The sequence below is a fragment of the Sphingomonas sp. genome, assembly GCF_019749955.1.
Classification (GTDB): Bacteria; Pseudomonadota; Alphaproteobacteria; order Sphingomonadales; family Sphingomonadaceae; genus Sphingomonas.
Genome location: NZ_JAIEPC010000008.1, coordinates 72,794 through 95,315 on the forward strand (window position 1 = coordinate 72,794; position 22,522 = coordinate 95,315).

20 protein-coding genes are annotated in these 22,522 nt (G+C 64.5%); 8 read left to right on the forward strand and 12 right to left on the reverse strand.

Annotated features, from left to right (window positions below; genetic code table 11):
- Positions 1–32 precede the first annotated feature (32 nt).
- Entirely contained in the window at positions 33–506 is a 474-nt protein-coding gene (locus K2W81_RS01425; protein ID WP_294100665.1) for a nuclear transport factor 2 family protein, read from the forward strand.
- Here the strand turns inward: K2W81_RS01425 and mutS are convergent.
- Positions 499–3,066, reverse strand: coding sequence for a DNA mismatch repair protein MutS (mutS, locus tag K2W81_RS01430; protein ID WP_294100864.1), 2,568 nt, complete (start codon positions 3,064–3,066; stop codon positions 499–501). The genes K2W81_RS01425 and mutS overlap by 8 nt on opposite strands.
- 151 nt (positions 3,067–3,217) lie before the next feature.
- Here mutS and K2W81_RS01435 point away from each other — a divergent pair, with 151 nt between their 5' ends.
- Together K2W81_RS01435 and K2W81_RS01440 are read left to right on the forward strand one after the other, a co-directional pair.
- On the forward strand, positions 3,218–3,997 hold the full coding sequence (locus tag K2W81_RS01435; protein WP_294100666.1) for a transglutaminase family protein: 780 nt from the start codon (positions 3,218–3,220) through the stop codon (positions 3,995–3,997).
- Between the two features lie 79 nt (positions 3,998–4,076).
- Positions 4,077–6,332, forward strand: a complete 2,256-nt coding sequence (locus K2W81_RS01440) for an NADP-dependent malic enzyme (protein ID WP_294100667.1) — start codon at positions 4,077–4,079, stop codon at positions 6,330–6,332.
- A gap of 12 nt (positions 6,333–6,344) precedes the next feature.
- Here K2W81_RS01440 and K2W81_RS01445 read toward each other — a convergent pair whose 3' ends face one another.
- The 4 genes from K2W81_RS01445 to K2W81_RS01460 all read right to left on the reverse strand — a co-directional run bounded on the left by K2W81_RS01445 (position 6,345) and on the right by K2W81_RS01460 (position 10,336).
- Complete coding sequence (locus tag K2W81_RS01445; protein ID WP_294100668.1) at positions 6,345–6,638, reverse strand: hypothetical protein; 294 nt, start codon at positions 6,636–6,638, stop codon at positions 6,345–6,347.
- Positions 6,639–6,857: 219 nt separating this feature from the next.
- Positions 6,858–8,162, reverse strand: a complete 1,305-nt coding sequence (locus K2W81_RS01450; RefSeq protein ID WP_294100669.1) for a hypothetical protein — start codon at positions 8,160–8,162, stop codon at positions 6,858–6,860.
- A gap of 108 nt (positions 8,163–8,270) precedes the next feature.
- Positions 8,271–9,059: an SDR family NAD(P)-dependent oxidoreductase gene (locus K2W81_RS01455; RefSeq protein WP_294100670.1), complete on the reverse strand. Its 789-nt coding sequence runs from the start codon at positions 9,057–9,059 to the stop codon at positions 8,271–8,273.
- A 116-nt stretch (positions 9,060–9,175) separates the two neighbouring features.
- Positions 9,176–10,336: an acyl-CoA dehydrogenase family protein gene (locus K2W81_RS01460; RefSeq protein WP_294100672.1), complete on the reverse strand. Its 1,161-nt coding sequence runs from the start codon at positions 10,334–10,336 to the stop codon at positions 9,176–9,178.
- A gap of 141 nt (positions 10,337–10,477) precedes the next feature.
- Between K2W81_RS01460 and K2W81_RS01465 the strand changes: the two genes are divergently transcribed.
- The 3 genes from K2W81_RS01465 to K2W81_RS01475 all read left to right on the forward strand — a co-directional run bounded on the left by K2W81_RS01465 (position 10,478) and on the right by K2W81_RS01475 (position 13,463).
- Entirely contained in the window at positions 10,478–11,308 is an 831-nt protein-coding gene (locus K2W81_RS01465; protein ID WP_294100674.1) for an SDR family NAD(P)-dependent oxidoreductase, read from the forward strand.
- On the forward strand, positions 11,305–12,750 hold the full coding sequence (locus tag K2W81_RS01470; RefSeq protein WP_294100675.1) for an MFS transporter: 1,446 nt from the start codon (positions 11,305–11,307) through the stop codon (positions 12,748–12,750). Before K2W81_RS01465 ends, K2W81_RS01470 begins: the two co-directional genes overlap by 4 nt.
- 170 nt (positions 12,751–12,920) lie before the next feature.
- Positions 12,921–13,463: a CHAP domain-containing protein gene (locus tag K2W81_RS01475; protein WP_294100677.1), complete on the forward strand. Its 543-nt coding sequence runs from the start codon at positions 12,921–12,923 to the stop codon at positions 13,461–13,463.
- Positions 13,464–13,610: 147 nt separating this feature from the next.
- On the opposite strand, the gene msrB is transcribed toward K2W81_RS01475, so the two are convergent.
- From msrB to K2W81_RS01495, 4 genes are all read right to left on the reverse strand, one after another.
- Complete coding sequence (msrB, locus tag K2W81_RS01480; protein WP_294100679.1) at positions 13,611–14,102, reverse strand: peptide-methionine (R)-S-oxide reductase MsrB; 492 nt, start codon at positions 14,100–14,102, stop codon at positions 13,611–13,613.
- Positions 14,103–14,182: 80 nt separating this feature from the next.
- A complete protein-coding gene (locus K2W81_RS01485; RefSeq protein WP_294100680.1) occupies positions 14,183–15,430 on the reverse strand; it encodes a cytochrome P450 in 1,248 nt (415 codons plus the stop codon).
- Between the two features lie 75 nt (positions 15,431–15,505).
- Complete coding sequence (locus K2W81_RS01490) at positions 15,506–16,735, reverse strand: ABC transporter permease (RefSeq protein WP_294100681.1); 1,230 nt, start codon at positions 16,733–16,735, stop codon at positions 15,506–15,508.
- Entirely contained in the window at positions 16,732–17,649 is a 918-nt protein-coding gene (locus tag K2W81_RS01495; protein ID WP_294100682.1) for an ATP-binding cassette domain-containing protein, read from the reverse strand. The genes K2W81_RS01490 and K2W81_RS01495 overlap by 4 nt, the downstream gene beginning before the upstream one ends.
- Before the next feature lie 161 nt (positions 17,650–17,810).
- Between K2W81_RS01495 and queG the strand changes: the two genes are divergently transcribed.
- Positions 17,811–18,884: a tRNA epoxyqueuosine(34) reductase QueG gene (gene queG / locus K2W81_RS01500; RefSeq protein ID WP_294100683.1), complete on the forward strand. Its 1,074-nt coding sequence runs from the start codon at positions 17,811–17,813 to the stop codon at positions 18,882–18,884.
- On the opposite strand, the gene K2W81_RS01505 is transcribed toward queG, so the two are convergent.
- Positions 18,843–19,232: a hypothetical protein gene (locus K2W81_RS01505; RefSeq protein WP_294100684.1), complete on the reverse strand. Its 390-nt coding sequence runs from the start codon at positions 19,230–19,232 to the stop codon at positions 18,843–18,845. The genes queG and K2W81_RS01505 overlap by 42 nt on opposite strands.
- 123 nt (positions 19,233–19,355) lie before the next feature.
- On the opposite strand from K2W81_RS01505, the gene K2W81_RS01510 reads away from it, so the two are divergent.
- Positions 19,356–20,378, forward strand: coding sequence for an adenosine kinase (locus tag K2W81_RS01510; protein WP_294100685.1), 1,023 nt, complete (start codon positions 19,356–19,358; stop codon positions 20,376–20,378).
- 78 nt (positions 20,379–20,456) lie between these two features.
- Here K2W81_RS01510 and K2W81_RS01515 read toward each other — a convergent pair whose 3' ends face one another.
- On the reverse strand, positions 20,457–21,929 hold the full coding sequence (locus tag K2W81_RS01515) for an amino acid permease (RefSeq protein ID WP_294100687.1): 1,473 nt from the start codon (positions 21,927–21,929) through the stop codon (positions 20,457–20,459).
- 178 nt (positions 21,930–22,107) lie between these two features.
- Positions 22,108–22,485 (reverse strand): histidine triad nucleotide-binding protein, encoded by a 378-nt coding sequence (locus K2W81_RS01520; protein WP_294100689.1) that lies wholly within the window; start codon positions 22,483–22,485, stop codon positions 22,108–22,110.
- Positions 22,486–22,522: the final 37 nt, after the last annotated feature.

The following is a 22,522-nucleotide window of genomic DNA, read 5'->3' on the forward strand; positions in this document are numbered from 1 at the left end:
CATCGTCGGGGACGGCAAGACGGAGACGGGGGATGAAGATGCGCGGAATAGCAGCGGTGGCGTTGGCGATTGGGCTATCGGCGCCAGCGGCAGCTCGCGACGCGGCACTCGAGGCACCGATCACGGCGTTCATCGATGCTTTCAACGAGGGCGACAATGCGACGGCCAAGGCGCAGATGGCGGCAGGCGGGGTCGTTATCATCGACGAGGTGCCACCGTTCCGCTGGGGCGGTCCCAAGGCGTTCGACATGTGGGTGGCCGATTATGGCAAGGACGCCACCGCCAAAGACATTACTGAGCCGACGGTCCGCATCGGCACGCCGACGCGCGAACTCGTCACCGGCAATCACGCCTATGTGATCGTGCCCTCGGTCTACAGCTTCAAGCTGAAGGGCGTCGCGATGAGCGAAACCGCGCAGATGACCTTCGCGCTCGATCGCGGGGCGACGGGGTGGAAGATCGTCGCCTGGACATGGACGGGGCCGGACGCGTCGCCGGTCAAGTAAGCCCTTTGAGCCGATAAAGCGCGTCGAGCGCGTCGCGTGGGCTGAGCGCGTCGACGTCGAGGGCGGCGAGTTCCGCGCGCAGTGCATCGGGCGCGGGTTCCGGCTCTGCCATCGCGGCGAAGAGCGGCAAGTCGTCGAGCCCCGCCGCGAGCCCACCGGTCTTGGCGCGGCCCGCCTCCAGCTTTGCCAGCACGGCTTTCGCGCGCGCAATCGTCACCGGGGGCAGCCCGGCGAGCCGCGCGACGGCGAGGCCATAGCTGCGGTCGGCGGGGCCTTCGCTGACTTCGTGGAGCAGCACCAGCTCGCCTTTCCACTCGCGCGCGCGGACGTGGTGGAGCGACAGCGCGTCGCAGCGCTCGGCCAGCCGCGTCAGCTCATGATAATGCGTGGCGAACAGGCAGCGGCAACGATTATCGTCGTGGATCGCCTCGACCACCGCCCAGGCAATTGCGAGGCCATCATAGGTGCTGGTGCCGCGCCCGACTTCGTCGAGGATGACGAAGCTCTGCGGTGTGGCCTGCGCGAGGATCGCCGCCGTTTCGACCATCTCGACCATGAAGGTTGATTGCCCCCGCGCGAGATTGTCCGACGCGCCGACGCGGCTGAACAGGCGGTCGACCAGTCCGAGCCGCGCGCGCGTCGCGGGGACATAGCTGCCCGCCTGCGCGAGTACGGCGATCAGCGCATTCTGGCGAAGAAAGGTCGATTTGCCGCCCATGTTTGGCCCAGTGACGAGCCACAGCCGGGACGCCTCGTTCAGCGTGCAGTCGTTGGCGACGAAGCGGTCGCCCGATTTGGCGAGCGCGGCCTCGACCACCGGATGGCGCCCGCCGGTAATTTCGAAACAGGCGTGCGCGACTAGATCGGGCCGCGCCCAGCCGCCTTCGCTTGCGCGCTCGGCGAGGCCGGCGGCGACATCGAGCCGAGCCAGCGCATCGGCTGTGGCAGCGATGGCCTCGCGCGTCGCAAGCGCGGTGGCGGTCAGTTCTTCGAGATGCGCCGCTTCGGCGGCAAGCGCATGGGTGCCGGCCTGGCTGACCTTCAGCGCCACCTCGTGCAGATCGGGGGCGTTGAAGCGCACGGCGCCGGCCATCGTCTGGCGGTGGGTGAAGCCGCTGTCGGGCCGCATCAGCGCGTCACCGTGTTTGGCCGGCACTTCGATATGATAACCGAGCACCGCATTGTGGCGGATCTTGAGCGCAGCGATGCCGGTCTCCTGCCGGTAACGCGCTTCGAGCGCGGCAATCGCGCGCCGCCCGCCCGCGCCGGTGCTGCGCAGATCGTCGAGCGCGGCGTCATAGCCTTCCGCGATATAGCCGCCAACGCTCGCGTCGATCGGCGGCGAGGGGACTAGTGCGCGGGTGAGCAGGTCGATGAGCGCGCCATGTCCGCGCAGTTGCGGCGCGAGCGCGACGAGCAGCGACGGTGGCGCGGGTAGCGCACTGAGCCGCTCGCCGAGCCGCCACGCCGCGTCGAGGCCATCGCGTAGCTGGCCGAGATCGCGCGGGCTGCCGCGCCCTGCCGCGAGACGGCCCAAAGCGCGGCCAATATCGGGAACCGCGCGCAAATTGCTGCGCAGCATCTCACGCAGCAATTCTTCCTCGACCAGCCGCTGGACGAGGTCGAGCCGCGCGTCGATCGCACCCCGGTCCATCAATGGCGCAGCAATATCGGTTGCCAGCAACCGCGCGCCCGCGCCGGTCACGGTGCGGTCGACCGCGTCGAGCAGGCTGCCCTTGCGGCTGCCCGCTTGCGACACGGTGAGTTCAAGGCTTTCGCGGGTGGCCGCGTCGATTGCCATGCTCTCGCTCGATCGGGCGAGCGCAGGCGGGCGCAGGAACGGCAGCGCGCCGCGCCCATTGTGATCGAGATAACCGACGAGCCCGCCCGCCGCCGCCAGCCCCGCGCGGCTGAACGTGCCGAACCCGTCGAGCGTCGCCACCCCGAACAGCGCCTTCAGCCGTGCCTCGCCGCGCACCGACTCGAAATCGGCGCGCGGGCGCAGCGCCGTCGCCAGCAGCTCGAACGCGCTCGCCTCCGACGCGATCACTTCGGCCGGGCCGAGGCGGGCGAGTTCGGCGCCGAGCATCGCGCCGCTCGTCTCGATCACCTCGAAGCGCCCGGTCGAGCTGTCGGCGGCGGCAATCGCGACGCCGCCTGCTGCTTCGCCGATCGCGCAGCACCAGTTGCTGGCGCGAGAATCGAGCAGCGCTTCCTCGGTCAGCGTGCCCGCCGTCACGAAGCGCACGATCGCGCGACCGACCAGCGCCTTTGATCCGCGTGCCTTTCGCGCCGCCTCAGGGCTTTCGGTCTGCTCGGCAATCGCGACGCGGTGCCCCGCCTTGATCAGCCGCGCGAGATAGCCTTCCGCCGCATGCACGGGCACGCCGCACATCGGGATCGGCGCCCCGTCATGTTCGCCGCGCGCGGTCAGCGCGATGTCGAGGCAAGCCGCGGCGATCCGCGCATCATCGAAGAACAGCTCGAAGAAATCGCCCATCCGGTAGAAGAGCAGGCAATCCTCGGCCTCAGCTTTCAGCGCGAGATATTGCGCCATCATCGGGGTGGGAGCGGGGGCGGGGGCAGCAACCATCTTGACCGGGGTTAGCGAAGAAATCGCGCGCCGTCATGAGAATGCCTTATCAGCGCGCAATGGTCGGGAGCGCTGTGGGGTCGGAACCGCTGCGGCCCGCCTGCGCTTTTGGAGCATCATGAAAATCAAGGTCCACACCCAGCTCGATTACCGTTTCGCCAAGCCTACCGATATTCTTCTCCAGCTTGAGGCAGCAGCGACGCCCGATCAGCGCCTCGAGCACGCCTGGATCGACATTTCCGCCTGCGATCAATTTGCGCGCGTCGCGGCGCAAGACGGGGTCGGCGACCGGCTGTGGCTGCGCGTGCACGATCGGCTGGTGATTGATTACCGGTCGACCGTGGCGATCGATCGCGCCCCGGCGCGCTGGGCGAGCCTGCCGCAGGTCGCGATGCACCGGCTGCCGGGCCATACGGTGCAATATCTGATGGGGTCGCGCTATTGCCCGTCGGACCAGTTTGTGAAGTTCGCTGAAGCGCAATTTGCGGGGCTGGACGGCGGCGCACTCGTCGCCGCCGTCCGCGACTGGATCGAATCGCGCTTCAGCTATGTGCCCGGATCGAGCGACGCCAACACCACCGCGATCGATTCGTTCGTGCGGCGCGAGGGCGTATGCCGCGATTATGCGCATGTCATGATCGCGCTGGTCCGCGCATCGGGCATCCCCGCGCGGATGGCGAGCGTCTATGCGCTCGGCGTCAAGCCGCAGGATTTCCATGCCGTCGCCGATGTCTATCTCGACGGCGCATGGCACCTTATCGACCCGACCGGCATGGCAATCGACGGCTCCATGGCGCGGATTGGCGTCGGGCGCGATGCCGCCGACATTGCCTTCATGACCAGCTTTGGCGACGCGATGATGAACCGGCTGTCGGTGTCGGTCGAAGAAGCGGCCTGAGCTGATCGCATGCCGCTTGGGCCGGGGTGACGAAGCCGCGCAGACGGCTTAAGGCTGCGTGAAACCTGAGAGGCTGCCAATGTCCGAAGAATCGAACGAACAACTCGACCGCGAAGCGCTGCTGTTTCATTCCGAAGGGCGGCCCGGCAAGATCGAGGTCGTCGCGACCAAGCCGATGGCGACCCAGCGCGATCTGGCGCTCGCTTATTCGCCGGGTGTGGCCGCCCCCGTCCGCGCCATCGCCGCCGATCCGGCAACCGCCTATGACTATACCGCCAAGGGCAATCTCGTCGCGGTGATTTCGAATGGCACCGCCATCCTCGGCCTCGGCAATCTCGGCGCGCTGGCGTCAAAGCCGGTGATGGAAGGCAAGGCCGTGCTGTTCAAGCGCTTCGCCGACGTCGATTCGATCGACATCGAAGTGAAGACCGAGGACGTCCAGCGCTTCATCGAATGCGTCGAATTGCTTGAGCCGACCTTTGGCGGGATCAACCTCGAAGACATCAAGTCGCCCGAATGCTTCATCATCGAGCAGGCGCTCAAAGAGCGGATGCAGATTCCGGTGATGCACGACGACCAGCATGGCACCGCCATCATCGCCGCGGCCGGGCTGATCAACGCGCTCTACCTGACCGGGCGCGACATCAAGGACACCAAAGTCGTGATGAACGGCGCGGGCGCCGCCGCCATTGCTTGCGCCCAGCTGATCAAGTCGATGGGGCTGCCGAGCGATAATCTGCTGATGTGCGACCGCAAGGGCGTGATCTGGCGCGGGCGCGAAGGCGTCAACCAGTGGCAATCCGCGCATGCCGCGCCCACCGATTGCCGCACGCTGACCGAAGCTTTGGTCGGCGCCGATGTGTTCATGGGGCTGTCGGCGGCGGGTGCCGTGACGCAGGATATGGTGATCGCGATGGCGCCGCGCCCGATCATCTTCGCGATGGCCAATCCCGATCCCGAAATCACACCGCCCGAAGTGAAGGCGGTGCGGCCCGATGCGATCGTCGCCACGGGGCGCTCGGATTATCCCAACCAGGTCAATAATGTGCTCGGCTTCCCGTTCATCTTCCGGGGTGCGCTCGACGTGCGCGCGACGGGCATCAACGAGGAAATGAAGATCGCCGCCGCCACCGCGCTGGCCGATCTCGCGCGCCAGCAAGTGCCCGAAGAAGTCGCGCTGGCTTATGGCGTCAAGCACAGCTTCGGCCCGGACTATATCATCCCGGCGCCATTCGATCCGCGGCTGATGGAAATCGTGCCGGCAGCGGTTGCGCAGGCGGCGATGGATTCGGGTGTCGCCACCAAACCGATCGCCGACATGGCCGCGTACCGTCAGTGTCTGAAGGCACGGCTCAACCCGACGACATCGGTGCTGACGCTCGCCTATGAGGGTGCGCGTGCGCACCCCAAACGCGTGCTGTTTGCCGAAGGCGAAGAGGAAGTCGTGCTGCGCGCGGCCATCGCCTTCAAGGACGGCGGCTATGGCACGCCGGTGCTGGTTGGTCGTGACGATGTGCCCGATCGGTTGCGCGCGCTCGGGGTGACCGACCCGGACAGCTATGAGGTGCACAACAGCCGCCATTCGCCGCTGGTGCCCGCGATGGTCGATTTCCTCTACAAAAGGCTCCAGCGGCGCGGCTATCTGCGGCGCGATTGCGAGCGGATGATCAATCAGGATCGCAATATCTTTGGCGCGGTGCTGCTCCAGCTCGGCGAGGCTGATGCGATGATCACCGGCATCACCCGCACCTATGCCCATACGATGCGCGAAGTGCGCAAGGTCATCGACCCTGCCCATGGCTGCACGCCGTTCGGCATCCATCTGATGGTCGGCAAGAGCCACACGGTGTTCATGGCTGACACGACGATCAACGAGCGCCCGACCTCCGAAGAGCTCGCCGACATTGCGACGCAGACCGCCTTGGTCGCGCGGCGGATGGGGCATGAGCCGCGCGTCGCCTTCCTCAGCTATTCGAACTTCGGCAATCCCGAGGGGCAATGGCTGGAGAATATCCGGGGTGCGGTCGACGTGCTCGACACCCGCCGGGTCGAATTCGAATATGAAGGCGAAATGGCGCCCGATGTCGCGCTCAACCCGCGCCAGCTCGCGAAATATCCGTTCGCGCGGCTTTCCGGCCCGGCGAATGTGCTGATCATGCCGGGGCTGCAATCAGCCAACATCTCAGCCAAGCTGCTACGCGAGCTCGGCGGCGATGCGGTGATCGGTCCGATGCTGGTCGGGATGGAAAAGCCGGTGCAGATCGCGCCGATGACGAGCACGGCCAGCGAATTGGTGACGCTGGCGGTGCTCGCCGCCGGGGGCATTGTCGGCTAACGCCGCGTCGCTTCAACTGCGCGAAGCTTCGATATCGATGCCGAGCGCGGTCCATTGCGCTTGCGTGCGGCAGACCATGCCGGTCTTGCCGGGAACGATCTCGTCGCGGCGGACGCAGAAGCGGGTTTGACGCGGATCGCGGCGCGGTGCTTCGCGGGTGGTGAGCGCCTGATAGAGCGTGTTGGCGGGCAGTTCCATGCGCCGCGCGGCTGCAGCAACCTTACCCCAATCGGCGTGGCCGATCGCCGAATCATCAGCGGGGACGGCGGACGTCGCCGCAAGCGCGGCCAGAAAGATGATACTCATGTTGAAACTCCTCAGTTCGGTGGTGGAAATCGCCACCACCGAACGAGGTGCATTATCTATGCCATACACCTATAGATTTGAGATACCATGATATCCGGTAGAAAACAGATAATGCGCCCGCCTTTCCAGTTTGCCAAACTGTGGCAGATTACGCCGAGCTTAGGCATTCCTGTCGGTTTCGAGCGCGACATTGGCCGCGAAATTCCAGCCCGATTGTCGTCAGGGATAGGTCGCGAACCAACGCAGTGATCGCGAAGCCCAATCGGAAAAGAATTGATGTTCGGCTTGCATCGCCCGGATCTGATTTACGAGATCGCGCTGCTGGGCGGATGTCAGCGCTGAGATTGTCGGGTAGCTGGCGGGTGTGGCGGTGACAGCGGCGGAGATTGTGGGTGTCGGGGTGTTGAAGAAGCCGTTCGCGTTGACAAAACCGGCGTTGCGCAGCTCGTTGGCGATGGCGCGCGATTGATTTGCGGAGATGCCAGACACGCGGATGAAGCGCTGATCATAAAGCGGGGTCGCGGGATGCAGCGCGGCGACGGACGGAATGCCGCGCCCGATCAAGGTCTGGCTGTTGGCCTGCGCTTGTGCATTGTTGACCTCGTCATTGTCGTCGTTGCCGCAAAGGAAAAACGCGCTTGGCGTTGTGCTGATATTGGCCGCGTTGATTGAACCTTGCGCGCAATAGTCGATCACGGCTTTGAAGCGCAAATTCGGGAAGCTGGCGCCACTGGCAGCAGCAACGGCGCCAAGCGAAATCGCCATTGAGCCACCGTTCGACATGCCGATGACATAATAAGGCAATCCGGCTGGGATCGCACTCGTTGAAACCAGTGATCCGAGCAGCGCGTCTAGCGCACGCAGGTCGGTATTGGAGGTGTTAAGCGCGATATTCCATTGGATTTTGCCATTGCCGTCGAGGTCGCCTGCCGCCACTTCCTCGGCTTCAGGCGCGAGCACGGCATAGCCTTTCGAGATGGCCTTGAGCGCGAACGAGCGCGTCTCCGTCGCCTCGATGAAACTGCTCGACCCGCCAGTACCGTGTAGAATCAGGATCAGCCCACGGGGATTTACCGGCACCCAGAACCGCGCTGTCTTCACCGCGCTGGTGGGCGTTGTATAGGTGCGCGTTGTAAAGGTGATGTCGAGCGTCTGGATGTTCGCGGTGAGTGTCGCATTGGTCGACGGCACGGTCAGCGTCGCGTGCCATTCTTCATCGTCGGTGGTGAAGGTGCCACCGGTCCAGTTCACCAGCACCTGCGACTGCGGCAGAATCGCCGACCACAGCTCGACTTGACTGGCGGGGGCTGCGGTCGCCGGGCCAAAGCCGTTCACCACCGTCAGCGCCACGGATGCAGTCGGCGTCGGTGTTGGGGTCGGTGTCGGGGTTGGACTCGGGGTCGGCGTGGGAGTTGGCGCGACGGCGACTGGCGGGGCGGCGGTCGATCCAGTGGCGCCGCTGCACCCGCTCAAGATCAGCATCGACAGCGCCACTGGCACGCCTGATCGACCAAATGTCCGCACGTTCGGCTCCCTCGCTGCTACAATCGCTTTAACAATTGTTACATTGGGAGTTTGTCACAATTGTCGTGGATCTTCGATTCGTTTGTAACGGTCTGTATCAGCGCCAGTTCATGCGTCGATGCTGGTCCCGAGCGCGCCATAGACCAGGCCGCCATCGACCGCGATCGTCTCGCCCACGACATAATCGCCTGCGCGGCTCGCGAGGTAGATCGCGGTCCCGGCCATGTCCTCGTCGACGCCAATCCGCTTCGACGGGATGCCTTGTGCGATCGTGTCGCCGTGATCGCGCGCGGCCTTGTTCATTTCGCTCGCGAAAGCGCCCGGCGCGATCGACGTGACGTTGATATGGTCGCGCACCAGTCGGGCGGCCATTCGCTTGGTGAGGTAAATCAGCGCCGATTTCGACGCATGATAGCTGTACGTCTCCCACGGGTTGAGGCGAAGGCCATCGATCGAGGTAATGTTGATGACCTTGGCGGGCTGGCCCGCGCTCGCGGCGGCCTTGAGCGCTTCGTGCAGTGCCTGCGTCAGGAAGAAAGGCGATTTGACGTTCAGGTCCATCACCTTGTCCCAGCCTTTTTCGGGGAAAGTCTCGAAGCTTTCACCCCAGGCGGCGCCGGCATTGTTGACGAGGATGTCGAGCTTGTCCGTGTGCTCGGCGAGTTGCGCGGCGAGCGCCTTGCACCCTGCGACGGTCGAAACGTCCTGCGGCAGTGCGATGCACTTGTCGCCCAGTTCCTTGGCGGTTTCGAAGCACGCCTCGGCCTTGCGCGCGCTAATATAGACAGTCGCGCCTTGGGCAATGAAGCCCGCCGCGATCATCTTGCCAATGCCGCGCGAGCCGCCGGTGACGAGTGCAATGCGGCCGTCGAGCCGGAACAGGTTGGTGGTGTCCATTCAATCTTCTCCTGTCATCCGTTCGTTTCGAGCGCGGTCGAGAAACCTTTCGCGGCGCTTGGGGCCTGTTTCTCGACTTCGCTCGAAACGAACGGGGTTTTTGTTGTTAGCGCAGACTAGCCGCCGCGTTTGATCGTCTCGCGTGCGATGATCAATTGCTGGATCTGGCTGGTGCCTTCGTAGATGCGGAACAGGCGCACGTCGCGGTAGAGCCGTTCGATGCCGTAATCGGCGATATAGCCCGCACCGCCGTAAATCTGCACCGCGCGGTCGGCGACGCGGCCGACCATCTCGCTGGCGTAGTATTTCGACGCGGCCGATTCCATCACCACGTCTTTCCCCGCGTCCTTCGCCGCAGCGGTCTCGAGGACCAGCGCGCGCGCGGCGAGGGCTTCGGTTTTCGAATCGGCGATCATCGCCTGGATGAGCTGATGCTCGCTGATCGCCTTGCCGAACTGCTTGCGCTCGCTCGCATAAGCCACGCAATCGGCGATCAGCCGCTCGGCGACGCCGACGCACACCGCCGAAATGTGGAGCCGCCCGCGATCGAGCACGCGCATCGCGATCTTGAAGCCCTCGCCCTCGGCACCGAGCCGATTGGCGACGGGCACGGCGACATCGTCGAAATTGACGTCGGCGACTTTGGCGCCCTTTTGCCCCATCTTCTTTTCGGGATGGCCGATCGACAGCCCCGGCAGGTCACGCGGCACGAGAAAGGCGGAAACGCCGCGCGCGCCGGGTTCCTCGCCGGTGCGGGCCATCACGGTGAACAGATCGGCCTTGTCGGCATTGGTGATGTAGCGCTTGGTGCCGCTGAGCCGGTACACGTCGGCACCATTTGCGTCTTTGGCCTTCACCGCGCGCGTCTTCACCGCGCCCGAATCGCTGCCGACATCGGGTTCGGTGAGCGCAAAGCTGGTGACGATTTCGCCGCTGGCGATGCGCGGGAGCCATAGCGCCTTTTGCTCTGGGCTACCCGCCATCACGAGGCCCTGGCTGCCGATGCCGACATTGGTGCCGAAGGTCGAGCGGAAGGCAGGCGTCGTGCGGCCGAGCTCGATTGCGACCTTGCATTCCTCGAGCATCGTCAGGCCGAGGCCACCATAGTCCTCGCTGATCGACAGCCCATAGAGGCCGAGGTCGCGCATTTCGCGCACGACATCGGCGGGGATCGCGTCGTCTTCCTCGACCTGCGCTTCGAGCGGGCGCAGCCGTTCGGTCACGAAACGACGGACGGTGTCGATCAGCTGATCGAAGGTTTCTGCGTCGAGCGCCATGGCGGTAAATGCCTCTCCTGTTTGGCGCCGTCGTAATCATGGGCGCGGCTTGCCGCAACCCAAACCCGGATTTCGAAAGCCGTCGATTGACGGGCGGCAGCCCCATACTATGGTGCCAAAAAACCAGAAGCAGGAGAGGTTATGCGCTTTGCAGGCAAGCGCGCCGTCGTTACCGGCGGTGCATCGGGAATTGGCCACGCAACCGCGCTGCGGCTGGTACGCGAAGGCGCCCAGGTGCTGATCGGCGACATCGACGAAGCGGCAGGGCGCGAGATCGCCGAAACCTCAAACGGGCGCATCCGATTCCAGCGCTGCAATGTCTGCGAGGCGGGCGAGATCGAAGCGCTGATCACGGCAGCCGATGCAGCTGGCGGCATCGACGTGCTGTTCAACAATGCGGGTGCGGGCGGTGCGCGGGCAAAGATCGACGAAATTACGCCCGACGAATGGGATTTCACCCAAGACCTGCTGCTGCGATCGGTCGCGCTTGGCATTCGCTATGCTGCGCCGTTGATGGCCGCGCGGGGTGGCGGCGCGATCGTCAACACCGCATCTATTGCAGCACTTCAGACCGGTGCTGCCCCGACGGCTTATTCAGTGGCAAAGGCCGGGGTGCTGCACCTGACGCACCTCGCCGCCGCCGATCTCGCGCAGCACAAGATTCGCGTGAACGCGGTCTGCCCCGGCTTCATCACCACCAACATCTTTACCAGCGCGATGGAAATCGATGGCGGCGCGCGTGATCAGGCCAATACCGCGATTGCGGGAATTGCCGCCGCCGCGCAGCCGGTGCAGCGCGCCGGATCGCCCGACGATATTGCCGCCGCCGTCGCTTATCTGGCGAGCGATGATGCGGCCTTTGTGACGGGCACGCATATCGTCGTCGATGGCGGGATGACTTTGGGCCCGCGCCATAGCTGGGACCCGAATGTGCCGTCGCTGTTCGCGATGCTTGAGGCTTTCAAGAAGTGAGCGAAGCCGCGTCGGCGGTGCCGCCCGTCCGCAAGTTATCGGCGCTCAGCCGCTGGTCATTCGGGTTCGGATCGGTCGCTTACGGCATCAAGGACAGCGGCTTCGCGACCTTTCTGCTGCTGTTCTACAATCAGGTCGTGGGTCTCCCCGCTGCGACCGTGGGCGCGGTGATTGCGGCGGTGCTGGTGGTAGAGGCCTTCGCCGACCCCTTTGTGGGCTTCTTGTCGGATCACACCAAGTCGCGCTGGGGGCGGCGACACCCGTGGATGTACGCGTCGGCCGTGCCGATTTCGGCCGGCTGGTTGCTGCTGTGGAACCCGCCGCAAGGCTGGTCGGAGCCTGCGCTGCTCGGCTATTTGTTCGGCGCGGCATTGCTCGTCCGGCTTGCGCTGTCGGCGTTCGAAATCCCGTCGGCGGCGATGGGGCCTGAACTCAGCGCCGATTATGACGAGCGCACGCGGCTGTTTTCCTATCGCTATCTTTTCGCCTGGGGTGGCGGGCTGACGATGTTGTCGCTCAGCTATGCCTTCTTCCTCGTCCCCGATGCCGCGCATGCGGTGGGGCTGCAGAACCCCGATGGCTATTCGCGCATGGCGCTGTTTGGCGCGGTCGCGATGTTTTTCGCGATTATCGGCTCATCCCTGGGGCTCCATCCCCAGATCAAGCATATGCCGCGCTACGTCTCGACGGGCGAGTCGGCAGCGGGACATTTCCGGGCCTTTGGCCAGACGGTGCGCAACAAGGGCTTCATTGTCCTGATGATCGCGGGCGTCTTCGCCTATACCGCGCAAGGCATTTCGTTCGCGCTGTCGAATTATTTGTATCAGTTCGTCTGGGGCTTCAAAGGCGCCGATTATCAATGGCTGACGGTGGCCCTGTTCGCGGGGGCCGTGACGGCCTTTATCATCGCGCCGCGTGCGACGCGCACGGGCGACAAGCATCGCATTGGCGCGGCCTTTGCGCTGGCCAATGCCATGCTGATTACCAGCCCTTACATATTGCGCCTGCTCGGCCTGTTTCCGTCGATGGACTCAGCCGTCGGCCTGCCGCTGCTGCTAGCGATCTTCGCACTCAACAATGCGTGTGGCATTTCATCGTTCATCATCGGCGCAGCGATGCTGTCGGACGTCGTCGAGGAATCGGAAATGCGCACGGGGCGGCGATCCGAGGGTGTGTTTTTCGCTGGCAGCTTTTTCGTACAGAAATTGGTCGGTGGCCTCGGCACGTTGATGGCCGGGACGATTTTGACGATTGCGGCCTTTCCGGCGGCCGCCGTGCCGGGATCGGTGTCGGCTGAGACGATCAACCGGCTGATCCTGGTGTTCGCGGGCGCGATGATCCTGTTCTACGGGCTGGGGGCTTTTGCTTATTCGCGCTTCCCGTTCGGGCGCGCCGAACATCAGGCGCGACTCGCCAGATTGGGCGCAACGGCCGCCGAGTAGCGCGGACCCTCGTCGATTGCGCTCGCCATGCTGCACCGCCGCAGCAAGTCATCGTCCGGTAACAACCGTTCGTCCCGAAAGGTTCCGTTCATCGCCGCGAAAGGGTTTCCACCGCCGCGCGGCTCTGCTTTGTAGCATTTAACAACGTTCAGACGACCTTTGGGGGGTCCATGACAATCAAGACGCTCGCAGCGCGATTCGCGCTGGTGTTTTCCTGCATCCTGATGACATCAGCCCCGGCGCTTGCGCGCGGTTTGCAATGTGTCCCCTTCGCCCGTGAGGTGTCGGGCATCGAAATTCGTGGCAATGCCTATACTTGGTGGGATCAGGCCGCCGGTCGTTATGCCCGTGGCAACGCGCCGAAGGTTGGCGCCGTGCTCGCCTTCGCGTCGACCGCCAAGATGCGCAACGGCCATGTCGCGATGGTCAGCGAGATCGTCAGCGAGCGTGAAGTGCTGCTCACCCACGCCAATTGGTCGACGCGCGGCGGCATCGAGCGCAACGTCCGCGCGGTCGACGTTTCCGAAGCCGGCGACTGGAGCAAAGTCCGCGTCTGGTACGGCCCCATGCGCGGACTCGGGCTGACGGCCTATCCGACCAAGGGGTTCATCTATCGCGACGGTGCCGACGAACTCTTCGCTGATCCGACCACGATCGCGACCAAGAGCACCGGTGCGCGCGGCATCTCGACTTTGGTCGCGATCGAAGATTGAGGATAGACGGCTACTTCCTCACCTCAATCCGTTCGTTTCGAGCGCAGTCGAGAAACAAGCTACGGGCGGTGCGCAAGGTGTCTCGACTTCGCTCGACACGAACGGGTAGGGGTTAAGGTCAACCCCAAGTCATCCAGCGCTCGGCGCTCAAGCCTTGCCGGGCTTGAACGTCATCGCGACGCCATTCATGCAGTAACGCTTGCCGGTCGGGCGCGGGCCATCATCGAACACATGGCCGAGATGCCCGCCGCAGCGGCGGCAGTGGACTTCGACCCGTGAGAAACCCAGCAGCGTGTCGGTTTTCGTCCGCACCGCGTCCTTGAGCGGCATCCAGAAGCTCGGCCAGCCCGTGCCGCTGTCGAACTTGGCGCGCGACGAATAGAGCGGCAGGTCGCAACCCGCACAACCAAAAATGCCCGCGCGATGCTCGTTGTTGAGCGGGCTTGACCCCGGATATTCGGTGTCTTCGTGGCGCAGCGTGCGATAGGCGGCGGGGCTGAGCTTCTTGCGCCACGCAGCGTCGCTCAGCTGATATTCGAATTTCTCGGCGGCTTCGGCGGGCTGGCTGCGCCAGCCGAACAAGGCAGCAGCGCCTGCGCCGATAGCGGCGATCGAGAGAAATTGGCGGCGGTCGGTCATGGTCGTCCCCATAGCTTGCTTACTGCCATCACTACGAAGGCAGCGGTGCATTAGTTACGGAGACAGGGGCGTTTCGGATTTCAGTAGCGACTAATTTCGACGGGCAGCTTGCGATAGCCATGGACGAAACAGGCTTTGACGCGCACCGGCTCGCCGACGACATTCACGCGCATCCGCCGCTTGGCCATTTCCTCCAGCAACACGCTGATCTGGAGTTCGGCGAGGCGCGCACCGACGCAGCGGTGAATGCCGTGGCCGAATGCCAAATGGCGGCGCGCATTGGGGCGATCAACGACGATCTGGTCGGCATCATCGCCGAAGATGCTGCGGTCGCGGTTGGCCGAGAGATACCAAAGTGCGAGCTTGTCGCCCGCCTTGATCTGCTGGCCTTCGAGCATGGTGTCCTGCGTTGCGGTACGGCGCATATGCGCAAGCGGGGTCTGCCAGCGGATGATTTCCTGCGTCGCATTGTGGGTCAGCGCCGGATTGGCCTCCAGCTTGGCGCGCTCGTCGGGAAACAGGTCGAGGCCGTAAGCGGCGGCGCTCATCGAATTGCGTGTCGTGTCATTGCCGCCGACGATCAGCAGGATCAGATTGCCCAGAAACTCCATCTGATCCATTTCCGACATCGCGTCCGAATGGATCATCATCGAAATCAGGTCGGGCGTCGGCTCCTTGCCGATCTTTTGCTGCCACAAATTGCCGAAATAGGCAGCGCATTCGTGCATATGCTGCAATCGTTCGAGGCGCTTTTCCTCGTCCTTGAACAATTCGATATCACCCGCCCAGTCGGACCAGAAGGTCAGCTTGCGTCGGTCTTCCCACGGGAAATCGAACAGGATTGCGAGCATTTGCGTGGTCAGTTCGACCGAGACGGTGTCGACCCAATCGAATTCCTGACCCCAGGGCAGAGCGTCGAGAATCTCCGACGTCCGGGTGCGGATATTGTCCGTCATCCGCACCATTTCGCTCGGGGTGAAGGCCGGGGCGACGGTGCGGCGCTGGCCGGTGTGCTTGGGGCGGTCCATCGCGATGAACATCGGCATCTTGACCGCGCCGGGCATATTCTCGTCGAAATCGGCCAGCGTGATGCCGCCCGCTTCGGACGAGTAGATATCGGGAAGCGATTCGACCTCGACGATCGGCTTGTAGGTCGACACCGACCAATAAGCGCCGAAATCGCTGGCAGGGACATAATGGACGGGCGATTCGGCGCGGAGCCGCTCGAAAGGCTCCTGCCACCGGTCTTCGCTGTAAAGTTCGCCACGGCTGACGTCGAGCGGATCGACGGCTGTTTCGGTTGCTGCATCCTGCGCAAGTGTCGCCATCGTCGCCTCTCCCTCCAGAGTCCCTTATGTCGGTAAGACACTACCAACTGACATTGATGTCAATAGGCGTTGCGGTCAGCGGCGGACGAAACGCGCCATCAGCCCTTTGCGGCCGCTACCCGATTTGAGCACCCCGCGCCGGAACGCGCCTGCGCCGATCCAGATGGTGATCGCGACCCACAGGCCTTGCCACGCGAGCGCGAGCAGATGCGGCCAGATCTCGGGCTTGTTCGCGGCGTGTGCGGCCATCGCGAAGGGCGAGCTGAGCGGGAACACTTCGGCGATCGTCGCGATCGTGCTGCCCGGATCGGCAGCGGCGGCCGAGGCGAGACCGAACATCGCCATCTGGACGATCGTGATCGGCAGCGACAGCATCTGGATTTCACGCATCGTCTGCGCCTGCGCGCCGACACTCAGGAACACCGCGCCGAGCAGCATATAGGCCATGGTGAAATAGCCGCAGAACAACAGCACGAACACTGGCATGCCGACCGCAGGCGCCAATTCGGCCAGCGCGGCACCGCCACCGGGCAGCAGGCGCCCGACCTGGCTGAGCAACGTGCCCCAGAACGTCACGAACAGCACCGCGACACCGAACATGCCGAGCAGCTTGCCGAGGAAAACCGATTCGAGCGGCACGGCGGCGGCAAGAATCTCGATCACCTTGTTGCTGCGCTCCTCGGCCATCGTCCCGACGGCCTGGCCCGACAGGAATAATGTCAGGAAGAAGATGCCGGTGACCGCGAGGAAAGCCGATTGGTTGCGCCCCGATCGCGAAGCCTTGGTGCGGACGATCGAGGTTTTGGTGGCGACGCTCAGCGGTTTGTCGCCAAGCTTTTGGTCACGCAGCACGGTGTCGGCGAGCGTGGCGAGATAGTCGGAGGCGCGCACCCCTGCCGTGCCATAGAGAATTTGCGGGCGGTCGAGCGGGCCATAGAGCACGGCGGCGACATCAGTGTCGCGCCCGTCGAATGCGGCGCGCGCCTGCGCTTTCGGATCGGCGCTCGGAGTTTCGATCTTGAGCGGCGGCGCATCGCTACGGCGCACAATCTGGCGCAGCCGCTTGTCGGCGGCGATCAGCGCCGGGGCCTGATCGGGACCGGCGATGGCGATGATCTGGACCTTGTCGCCCGATCCGCGCGCGAGCGTCGCGCCGCCGACCGCGCCGATCGATGCGAAGGCGATCATGATCATCGGCGACAGCAGGAACAGCAGGAACAAGGGCGTGAAGACCGTCGCGGTGAAGTCACGCCGCGCGATCGTCAGCGTCTGGCGGATCAGGCGCGCGCGATTACTCCCGCTCATGCCGCTGCATCCAGCGCGTCGCGGCCGACGATGCGGACGAACGCGTCATGCAGGCTCGGCCGTTCGATCGACAGCCCCGAAATGCCGTAACCGGCTTCGATCAATTGCATCAACAGCGCCTCAATCCCGGCATCGGGCATGGTGAAGGTCCAGCCGTCGTGGCTTTGCTCAGCATCCCTCGGCAGCAGCGCGCGCAGGCCATCGCCTTCGTGATGCGGCACATAATGCGCCTTGAAAGGGAGCATCCCGCGCGCTTCGGCCACGGTGCCTTCGAAGCGGCGCTTGCCGCCCGCGATGATCGCAAGCCGGTCGCAGAGCCGCTCGGCATGGCCCATGATGTGGGTCGAGAACAGCACGGTGGCGCCACGATCGCGCTCGGCGCGGATCAGTGCTTCGAGCCGCTCCTGATTGACCGGGTCGAGTCCGGAAAAAGGTTCGTCGAGCACCAGCAATTCGGGCTGATGCACCACCGATCCGCACAACTGGACGAGCTGGGCCATGCCCTTCGACAATTTCCTGATCTTGGTGTCGCCGGCATGGCCGAGCCCGGCGTTTTCGAGCAAGCCATCGGCGCGCTTGCGGCCAATCTTGAGATCGAGCCCGCGCAGCGCGCCCATGAAGGCAATCGCCTCGCGCGCTTTCATCGCTGGATAGAGCCCGCGCTCTTCGGGCAGATAGCCGACGCTGTCGCTCGCTTCGCGCGGGATCGCGCGGTCGAGCAGGGTCCGGCTGCCTTCGTCGGGCTCGATAATGCCGAGCAACATGCGCAAGGTCGTGGTCTTGCCGGCGCCATTGGGGCCAAGCACGCCGTAGATCATGCCCCTGGGCACCGCGATATCGACGCCATCGACCACGCGGCGATCGCCGAAGCGCTTGACGAGGCCGGTGGCGTTGATCGCCAGATTATTGTTCACGCACAACCTCTCGTTTCAGACCCGCTTGCCCTGAGCTTGTCGAAGGGCCGTTCTTCTCCGCCACGCGGCACCAGAAGAACGGGGCTTCGACAAGCTCAGCCCAAACGGGGTAGGGGCGATGCGGAAAGACCGACCCAGATAATCAGACCTAGCGGGCAAGGATGAACAAAGACAAGCCATTCGGCGAGCGGCTGAAAGCGAAAGCGGTCGAGCTCGGCTTTGCCGCGTGCGGGATCGCTTCCGCCGATGCCGCGCCGCGCGCGGGCGAACGGCTGCGCGCTTGGCTCGCGGCGGGCATGCACGGCGAGATGATCTGGATGGAAGCGCGCGCGGATGCGCGTGCCTCGCCCGGCGGCTTATGGCCTGAGGTCCGCAGCGTGATTGCGCTTGGCATGAGCTATGCCCCCGGCGTCGATCCGCTTGCGCTGGCAGCGGAGCGCGCGCGGGGGCGGATATCGGTCTATGCGCAGGGCGGCGATTATCACGATGTCGTCAAACGCGCGCTCAAGGCGCTCGCGCGCTGGATCGTCGCCGAGGCGGGGGGTGATCTGAAAGTGTTCGTCGACACCGCCCCGGTGATGGAAAAACCGCTCGCCGAGGCCGCAGGGCTGGGCTGGCAGGGCAAGCACAGCAATCTCGTCAGCCGGGATCATGGCAGCTGGCTGTTCCTTGGGGCGATTTACACCACACTTGATCTGGCAAGCGATACGCCCGGGCGAGATCGCTGCGGATCGTGCGACGCGTGCCAGCGCGCCTGCCCGACCGACGCCTTTCCCGCGCCCTATCGGCTCGATGCGCGGCGGTGCATTTCCTATCTGACGATCGAGCATAAGGGGCCGATCCCGATCGAGCTGCGCGCAGGCATCGGCAACCGCGTCTATGGCTGTGACGATTGCCTCGCGGTGTGCCCGTGGAACAAGTTCGCCAGCGCTGCTGCTGCCAACCGCGCCTTCCTGCCCCGCGCCGAACTGTCGGCGCCCGCACTCGGCGATCTGCTGGCGCTCGATGATGCGAGCTTCCGCGAGGTGTTCGCAGGCTCACCGATCAAACGAATCGGGCGCGACCGGATGGTCCGCAATGCGGCCATCGCGGCGGGCAACAGTGGTGATGCGGCGCTGGTCGATCCGCTGCGCGCCTTGGCCGATGATCCGTCCGACGTTATCCGCGAAGCGGCAGCATGGGCGCTCGCGCGGCTATTTGCCCCCGCCGCGCCGGGTGAGCGCGGCGACGCATGAGGCGCGGTCGATCGGGCTGCCGTTGGTCTGCCGCGCGTCGACATAAGTGACGACCGGCGCGCCGCTGCCCTTGGGATAGAGATAGGCGTCGAGCACGCAGATTCCGCTCGCAAATTGCAGCTTGCGCGCCGTTCCTTCGGTGACATCGGCATCGGGTTTGCCGAACAGGGTGATCAGCGCGCGTTCATTCTGTCCCAGCACGCGCTCAAGACCCACGCGCGGCAGCGGCGCGCTGGGAATCGGCACAGGGGCTGCCCGCACCACGGGCGGCGCGACGCTGCTCGTCGAGCAGCCGCCGATGGGCAGCGCCAAGGTGGCCAGGGCAAGTCGGATCATCGGCGGCTTCATGCGCTCTCTAGCAGCACGCCCGGCGGCAAACGGCAACCCCGTCGTCCCGCATCGACCGCGCCGTGGTTGCGGATTGTCGCGCACAGCGATAGGCGGCGGGCACGCAATCTTCAGGAGAACCTCGTGACCGCACCCAGCACCGACCCGACACTCGATGTCGTCGCGATCGGCAATGCCATTGTCGATGTGCTCGCGCATGCCGATGATGCCTTCATCACTGCCGAAGGCATGACCAAAGGGTCGATGCAGCTGATGTTCTCACCGGCCGAAGCCGATGCGCTTTATGCCAAGATGGGCCCGGGCACCGAAGCCAGCGGCGGATCGGCGGCGAACACGGTGGCGGGGATCGCGGCGCTTGGCGGCAAGACCGGCTTCATCGGGCAGGTTGCCAAGGACCAGCTCGGCGAAGTCTTCGCGCATGACATTCGCGCGACCGGCGTCGTATTCGATACGGCGGCGCGGGAGGGCGATCCGTCGACTGCGCGCTGCCTGATTCTCGTCACGCCCGATGGCCAGCGGACGATGAATACCTTCCTCGGCGCGTCGCAGTTCCTGCCGGCGCATGCGCTCGACCGCGGCCTGATCGAATCAGGCGCGATCCTCTATCTCGAAGGCTATTTGTGGGACCCCGAGGAGCCGCGCGCTGCGATGCGCGCCGCGATCGATTTCGCACGGGCGGCAGGGCGCAAGGTCGCCTTCACGCTGTCTGATGTGTTCTGCATTTCGCGGCACGGTGACGATTTTCGTCAGTTGCTCGCCGATGGGCTGGTCGACATATTGTTCGCCAATGAGAACGAACTGCTGGCGCTCGCCGAAACCGAAGATTTTCAGGAAGCACTGACGCGGGTTTCTTCGAGCGTGCCATTGCTGGTCGTGACGCGCAGCGAACAGGGCGCGCTGGCGATCGGGCGCGGCGAGACTGCGACGGTTGCCGCCGAGCCGATCGAGCGCGTGGTCGACACCACCGGCGCGGGCGATTTGTTTGCGGCGGGCTTCCTCCACGGTCAGGCGCAGGGGCTGGGTCTGATGGCGTCGCTGCGGATCGGCGCGATCTGCGCGGCCGAAATCATCAGCCATGTCGGCGCGCGACCGATGGTCGACCTGAAGGCGCTGGTGGCGGAAAAGCTGGGCGCGGCTGTCGCCTGAGCCGTACCGCACACCGAGCATGAAAAAAGGGCCGGGGGAGCGATCCCCCGGCCCTTTTTGTTAGGCGCTTGTCGGCGTTCAGCCGACGACCGGCCCCGGAAACTCGCCGAGATCGGGGCCGGGCATTTCGTCCTGGTCCTGCTGCAGTCGGCTGAAGTGGATGCCATAGGCGAAATACACCACCACGGCGCCGGCTGAGTAATAAGCGAAGAACCACAGCACCTTGGCCTCAATTGCCGAGATCAGCCACAGGCACGACAAGATGCCGAGCACCGGCAGCACCGGGCCAAGCGGGACCCGGAAACCGCGCGGCAGATCAGGTGCCGTGGACCGCAGCCAGATCACTGTCAGGCAGACGATCGCAAAGGCTGCCAGCGTGCCGACCGAGGTCAGATCGCCCAGGATGTTGATGTCGAAGAATCCCGCCGCGATCGCGACCACCAGCCCCACGGTCAGCGTGTTGATCCACGGTGTCTTGAACTTGGGATGGATCGTGGAAAACACGCGCGGCAGCAGACCGTCGCGCGCCATCGTGTAGATGATGCGCGTCTGGCCGTACATTAACACGAGCACGACGGAGGTCAGGCCGATGATGGCACCGGCCTTGATGACGCCAGCGAACCACGCCCATTGCGGGCCCATGCTGTCGACCGCGACCGCCACCGGATCGGGCACGTTCAGCGACTTGTAGTTCACCATCAGCGTCAGCACGGCGGCGACAAGCATGTAGAGCACTGTGCAGACAACGAGGCTGCCGATGATGCCGAACGGCATGTCCTTCTTCGGATCCTTGGCCTCTTGCCCCGCCGTGGAGACAGCTTCGAAGCCGATATAGGCAAAGAACACGATCGAGGCTGCGCGCAGGATGCCGCCGACGCCGAAATGGCCTTCGCCGGATTCGGCAGGCGGGATGAACGGTGTCCAGTTGGCCGCGATGCGCGCCGGCAGATCGGCGAGCACGGTGAAGCCGCAGATCACGATAAACGCGAGGATCACCGTGACCTTGACCGCGACGATCGCGTTGTTGACCTTGGCGCTTTCGGACACGCCGACGACGAGCAAGGTCGCGAGCACGCCGCAGATCAGGAACGCGGGCAGGTTGAAATCGTAAACCCCGGGCACGCCATCGACGATCACCTGGACGCCGTCTTTCAGGATCGGATAGCCGGTGGGGCCCGTCAACGCGGGCGGGATCACGATGCCGAAATCGCCGAGCAAGCTGACGACATAGCCCGACCAACCGACCGCGACCACGGAAGCCGCGAGACCATATTCGAGCAACAGCAAGGCGCCCATGATCCACGCGGCAAACTCGCCGAGCGTGGTATAGCTATAGGTATAGGCCGACCCAGAGACCGGCAGTGTCGACGACAATTCGGCATAACAGAGACCGGCAAAGGCACAGACGATGCCGGCGACCACGAACGACAGCAGCACCGCCGGTCCGGCATGCAGCGCGGCTGCATTGCCGGTGCGCACGAAAATGCCCGCGCCGATGATACAGCCGATGCCGAGCAGCAGCAGGTTCCACGAACCCAGTGTACGCTTCAATTCGCTCGTTTGCGTTTCGCGTTGTACCTGCGCGAGGGTCTTGCGACCCCACATGCGCGTGAAAAAGTCCGGTCTCGGACGTGATGCCATTGTTGATCGTCCCCTTTGCCCCGCGTTTGCGCGGTGGAAATGCGTGGAAGCGGCAAAGCGTAGTCGCAAATTGCTCTCGCGCAATCCCCTATCGCATCAGCAGCGGCCCGAGCGGACGCCCGGCGAGGATGTGGACATGCAAGTGCGGCACGTCCTGATGCGAATCGAGCCCGGTGTTGGCGAGCAGCCGGTATCCCGGCGCGACCAACCCGGCGGCGCGCGCGACGTCGCCGACCGCGCGCACGAAGCCCGCGATCTCGGCATCCGAGGCGCGCGCGCTGAAATCGTCCCACGACACATAGGCCCCGCGCGGGATCACCAGGATATGCGTCGGCGCCTGCGGGTTGATGTCGTGGAAGGCGACCGCGAAGTCGTCCTCGTAGACGCGCTTCGACGGGATTTCGTCGCGCAGGATTTTGGCGAAGATGTTCTGGTCGTCATAGGGTTGGGTGGCATCGGTGGGCATGGGGTACTCCCTCGGATCTTGTCTCTTTTAAACCCAT

Excerpts from the sequence above, each read along its gene's own strand:
- K2W81_RS01465 (WP_294100674.1), top strand. The coding sequence starts at position 10,478 with ATGCGCTTTGCAGGCAAGCGCGCCGTCGTTACCGGCGGTGCATCGGGA.
- K2W81_RS01475 (WP_294100677.1), top strand. The coding sequence starts at position 12,921 with ATGACAATCAAGACGCTCGCAGCGCGATTCGCGCTGGTGTTTTCCTGC.
- K2W81_RS01445 (WP_294100668.1), bottom strand. The coding sequence starts at position 6,638 with ATGAGTATCATCTTTCTGGCCGCGCTTGCGGCGACGTCCGCCGTCCCC.
- K2W81_RS01520 (WP_294100689.1), bottom strand. The coding sequence starts at position 22,485 with ATGCCCACCGATGCCACCCAACCCTATGACGACCAGAACATCTTCGCC.
- K2W81_RS01505 (WP_294100684.1), bottom strand. The coding sequence starts at position 19,232 with ATGAAGCCGCCGATGATCCGACTTGCCCTGGCCACCTTGGCGCTGCCC.
- msrB (WP_294100679.1), bottom strand. The coding sequence starts at position 14,102 with ATGACCGACCGCCGCCAATTTCTCTCGATCGCCGCTATCGGCGCAGGC.
- queG (WP_294100683.1), top strand. The coding sequence starts at position 17,811 with ATGAACAAAGACAAGCCATTCGGCGAGCGGCTGAAAGCGAAAGCGGTC.
- K2W81_RS01455 (WP_294100670.1), bottom strand. The coding sequence starts at position 9,059 with ATGGACACCACCAACCTGTTCCGGCTCGACGGCCGCATTGCACTCGTC.
- K2W81_RS01490 (WP_294100681.1), bottom strand. The coding sequence starts at position 16,735 with ATGAGCGGGAGTAATCGCGCGCGCCTGATCCGCCAGACGCTGACGATC.
- K2W81_RS01460 (WP_294100672.1), bottom strand. The coding sequence starts at position 10,336 with ATGGCGCTCGACGCAGAAACCTTCGATCAGCTGATCGACACCGTCCGT.
- K2W81_RS01435 (WP_294100666.1), top strand. The coding sequence starts at position 3,218 with ATGAAAATCAAGGTCCACACCCAGCTCGATTACCGTTTCGCCAAGCCT.
- K2W81_RS01485 (WP_294100680.1), bottom strand. The coding sequence starts at position 15,430 with ATGGCGACACTTGCGCAGGATGCAGCAACCGAAACAGCCGTCGATCCG.
- K2W81_RS01440 (WP_294100667.1), top strand. The coding sequence starts at position 4,077 with ATGTCCGAAGAATCGAACGAACAACTCGACCGCGAAGCGCTGCTGTTT.
- K2W81_RS01425 (WP_294100665.1), top strand. The coding sequence starts at position 33 with ATGAAGATGCGCGGAATAGCAGCGGTGGCGTTGGCGATTGGGCTATCG.
- mutS (WP_294100864.1), bottom strand. The coding sequence starts at position 3,066 with ATGATGGCGCAATATCTCGCGCTGAAAGCTGAGGCCGAGGATTGCCTG.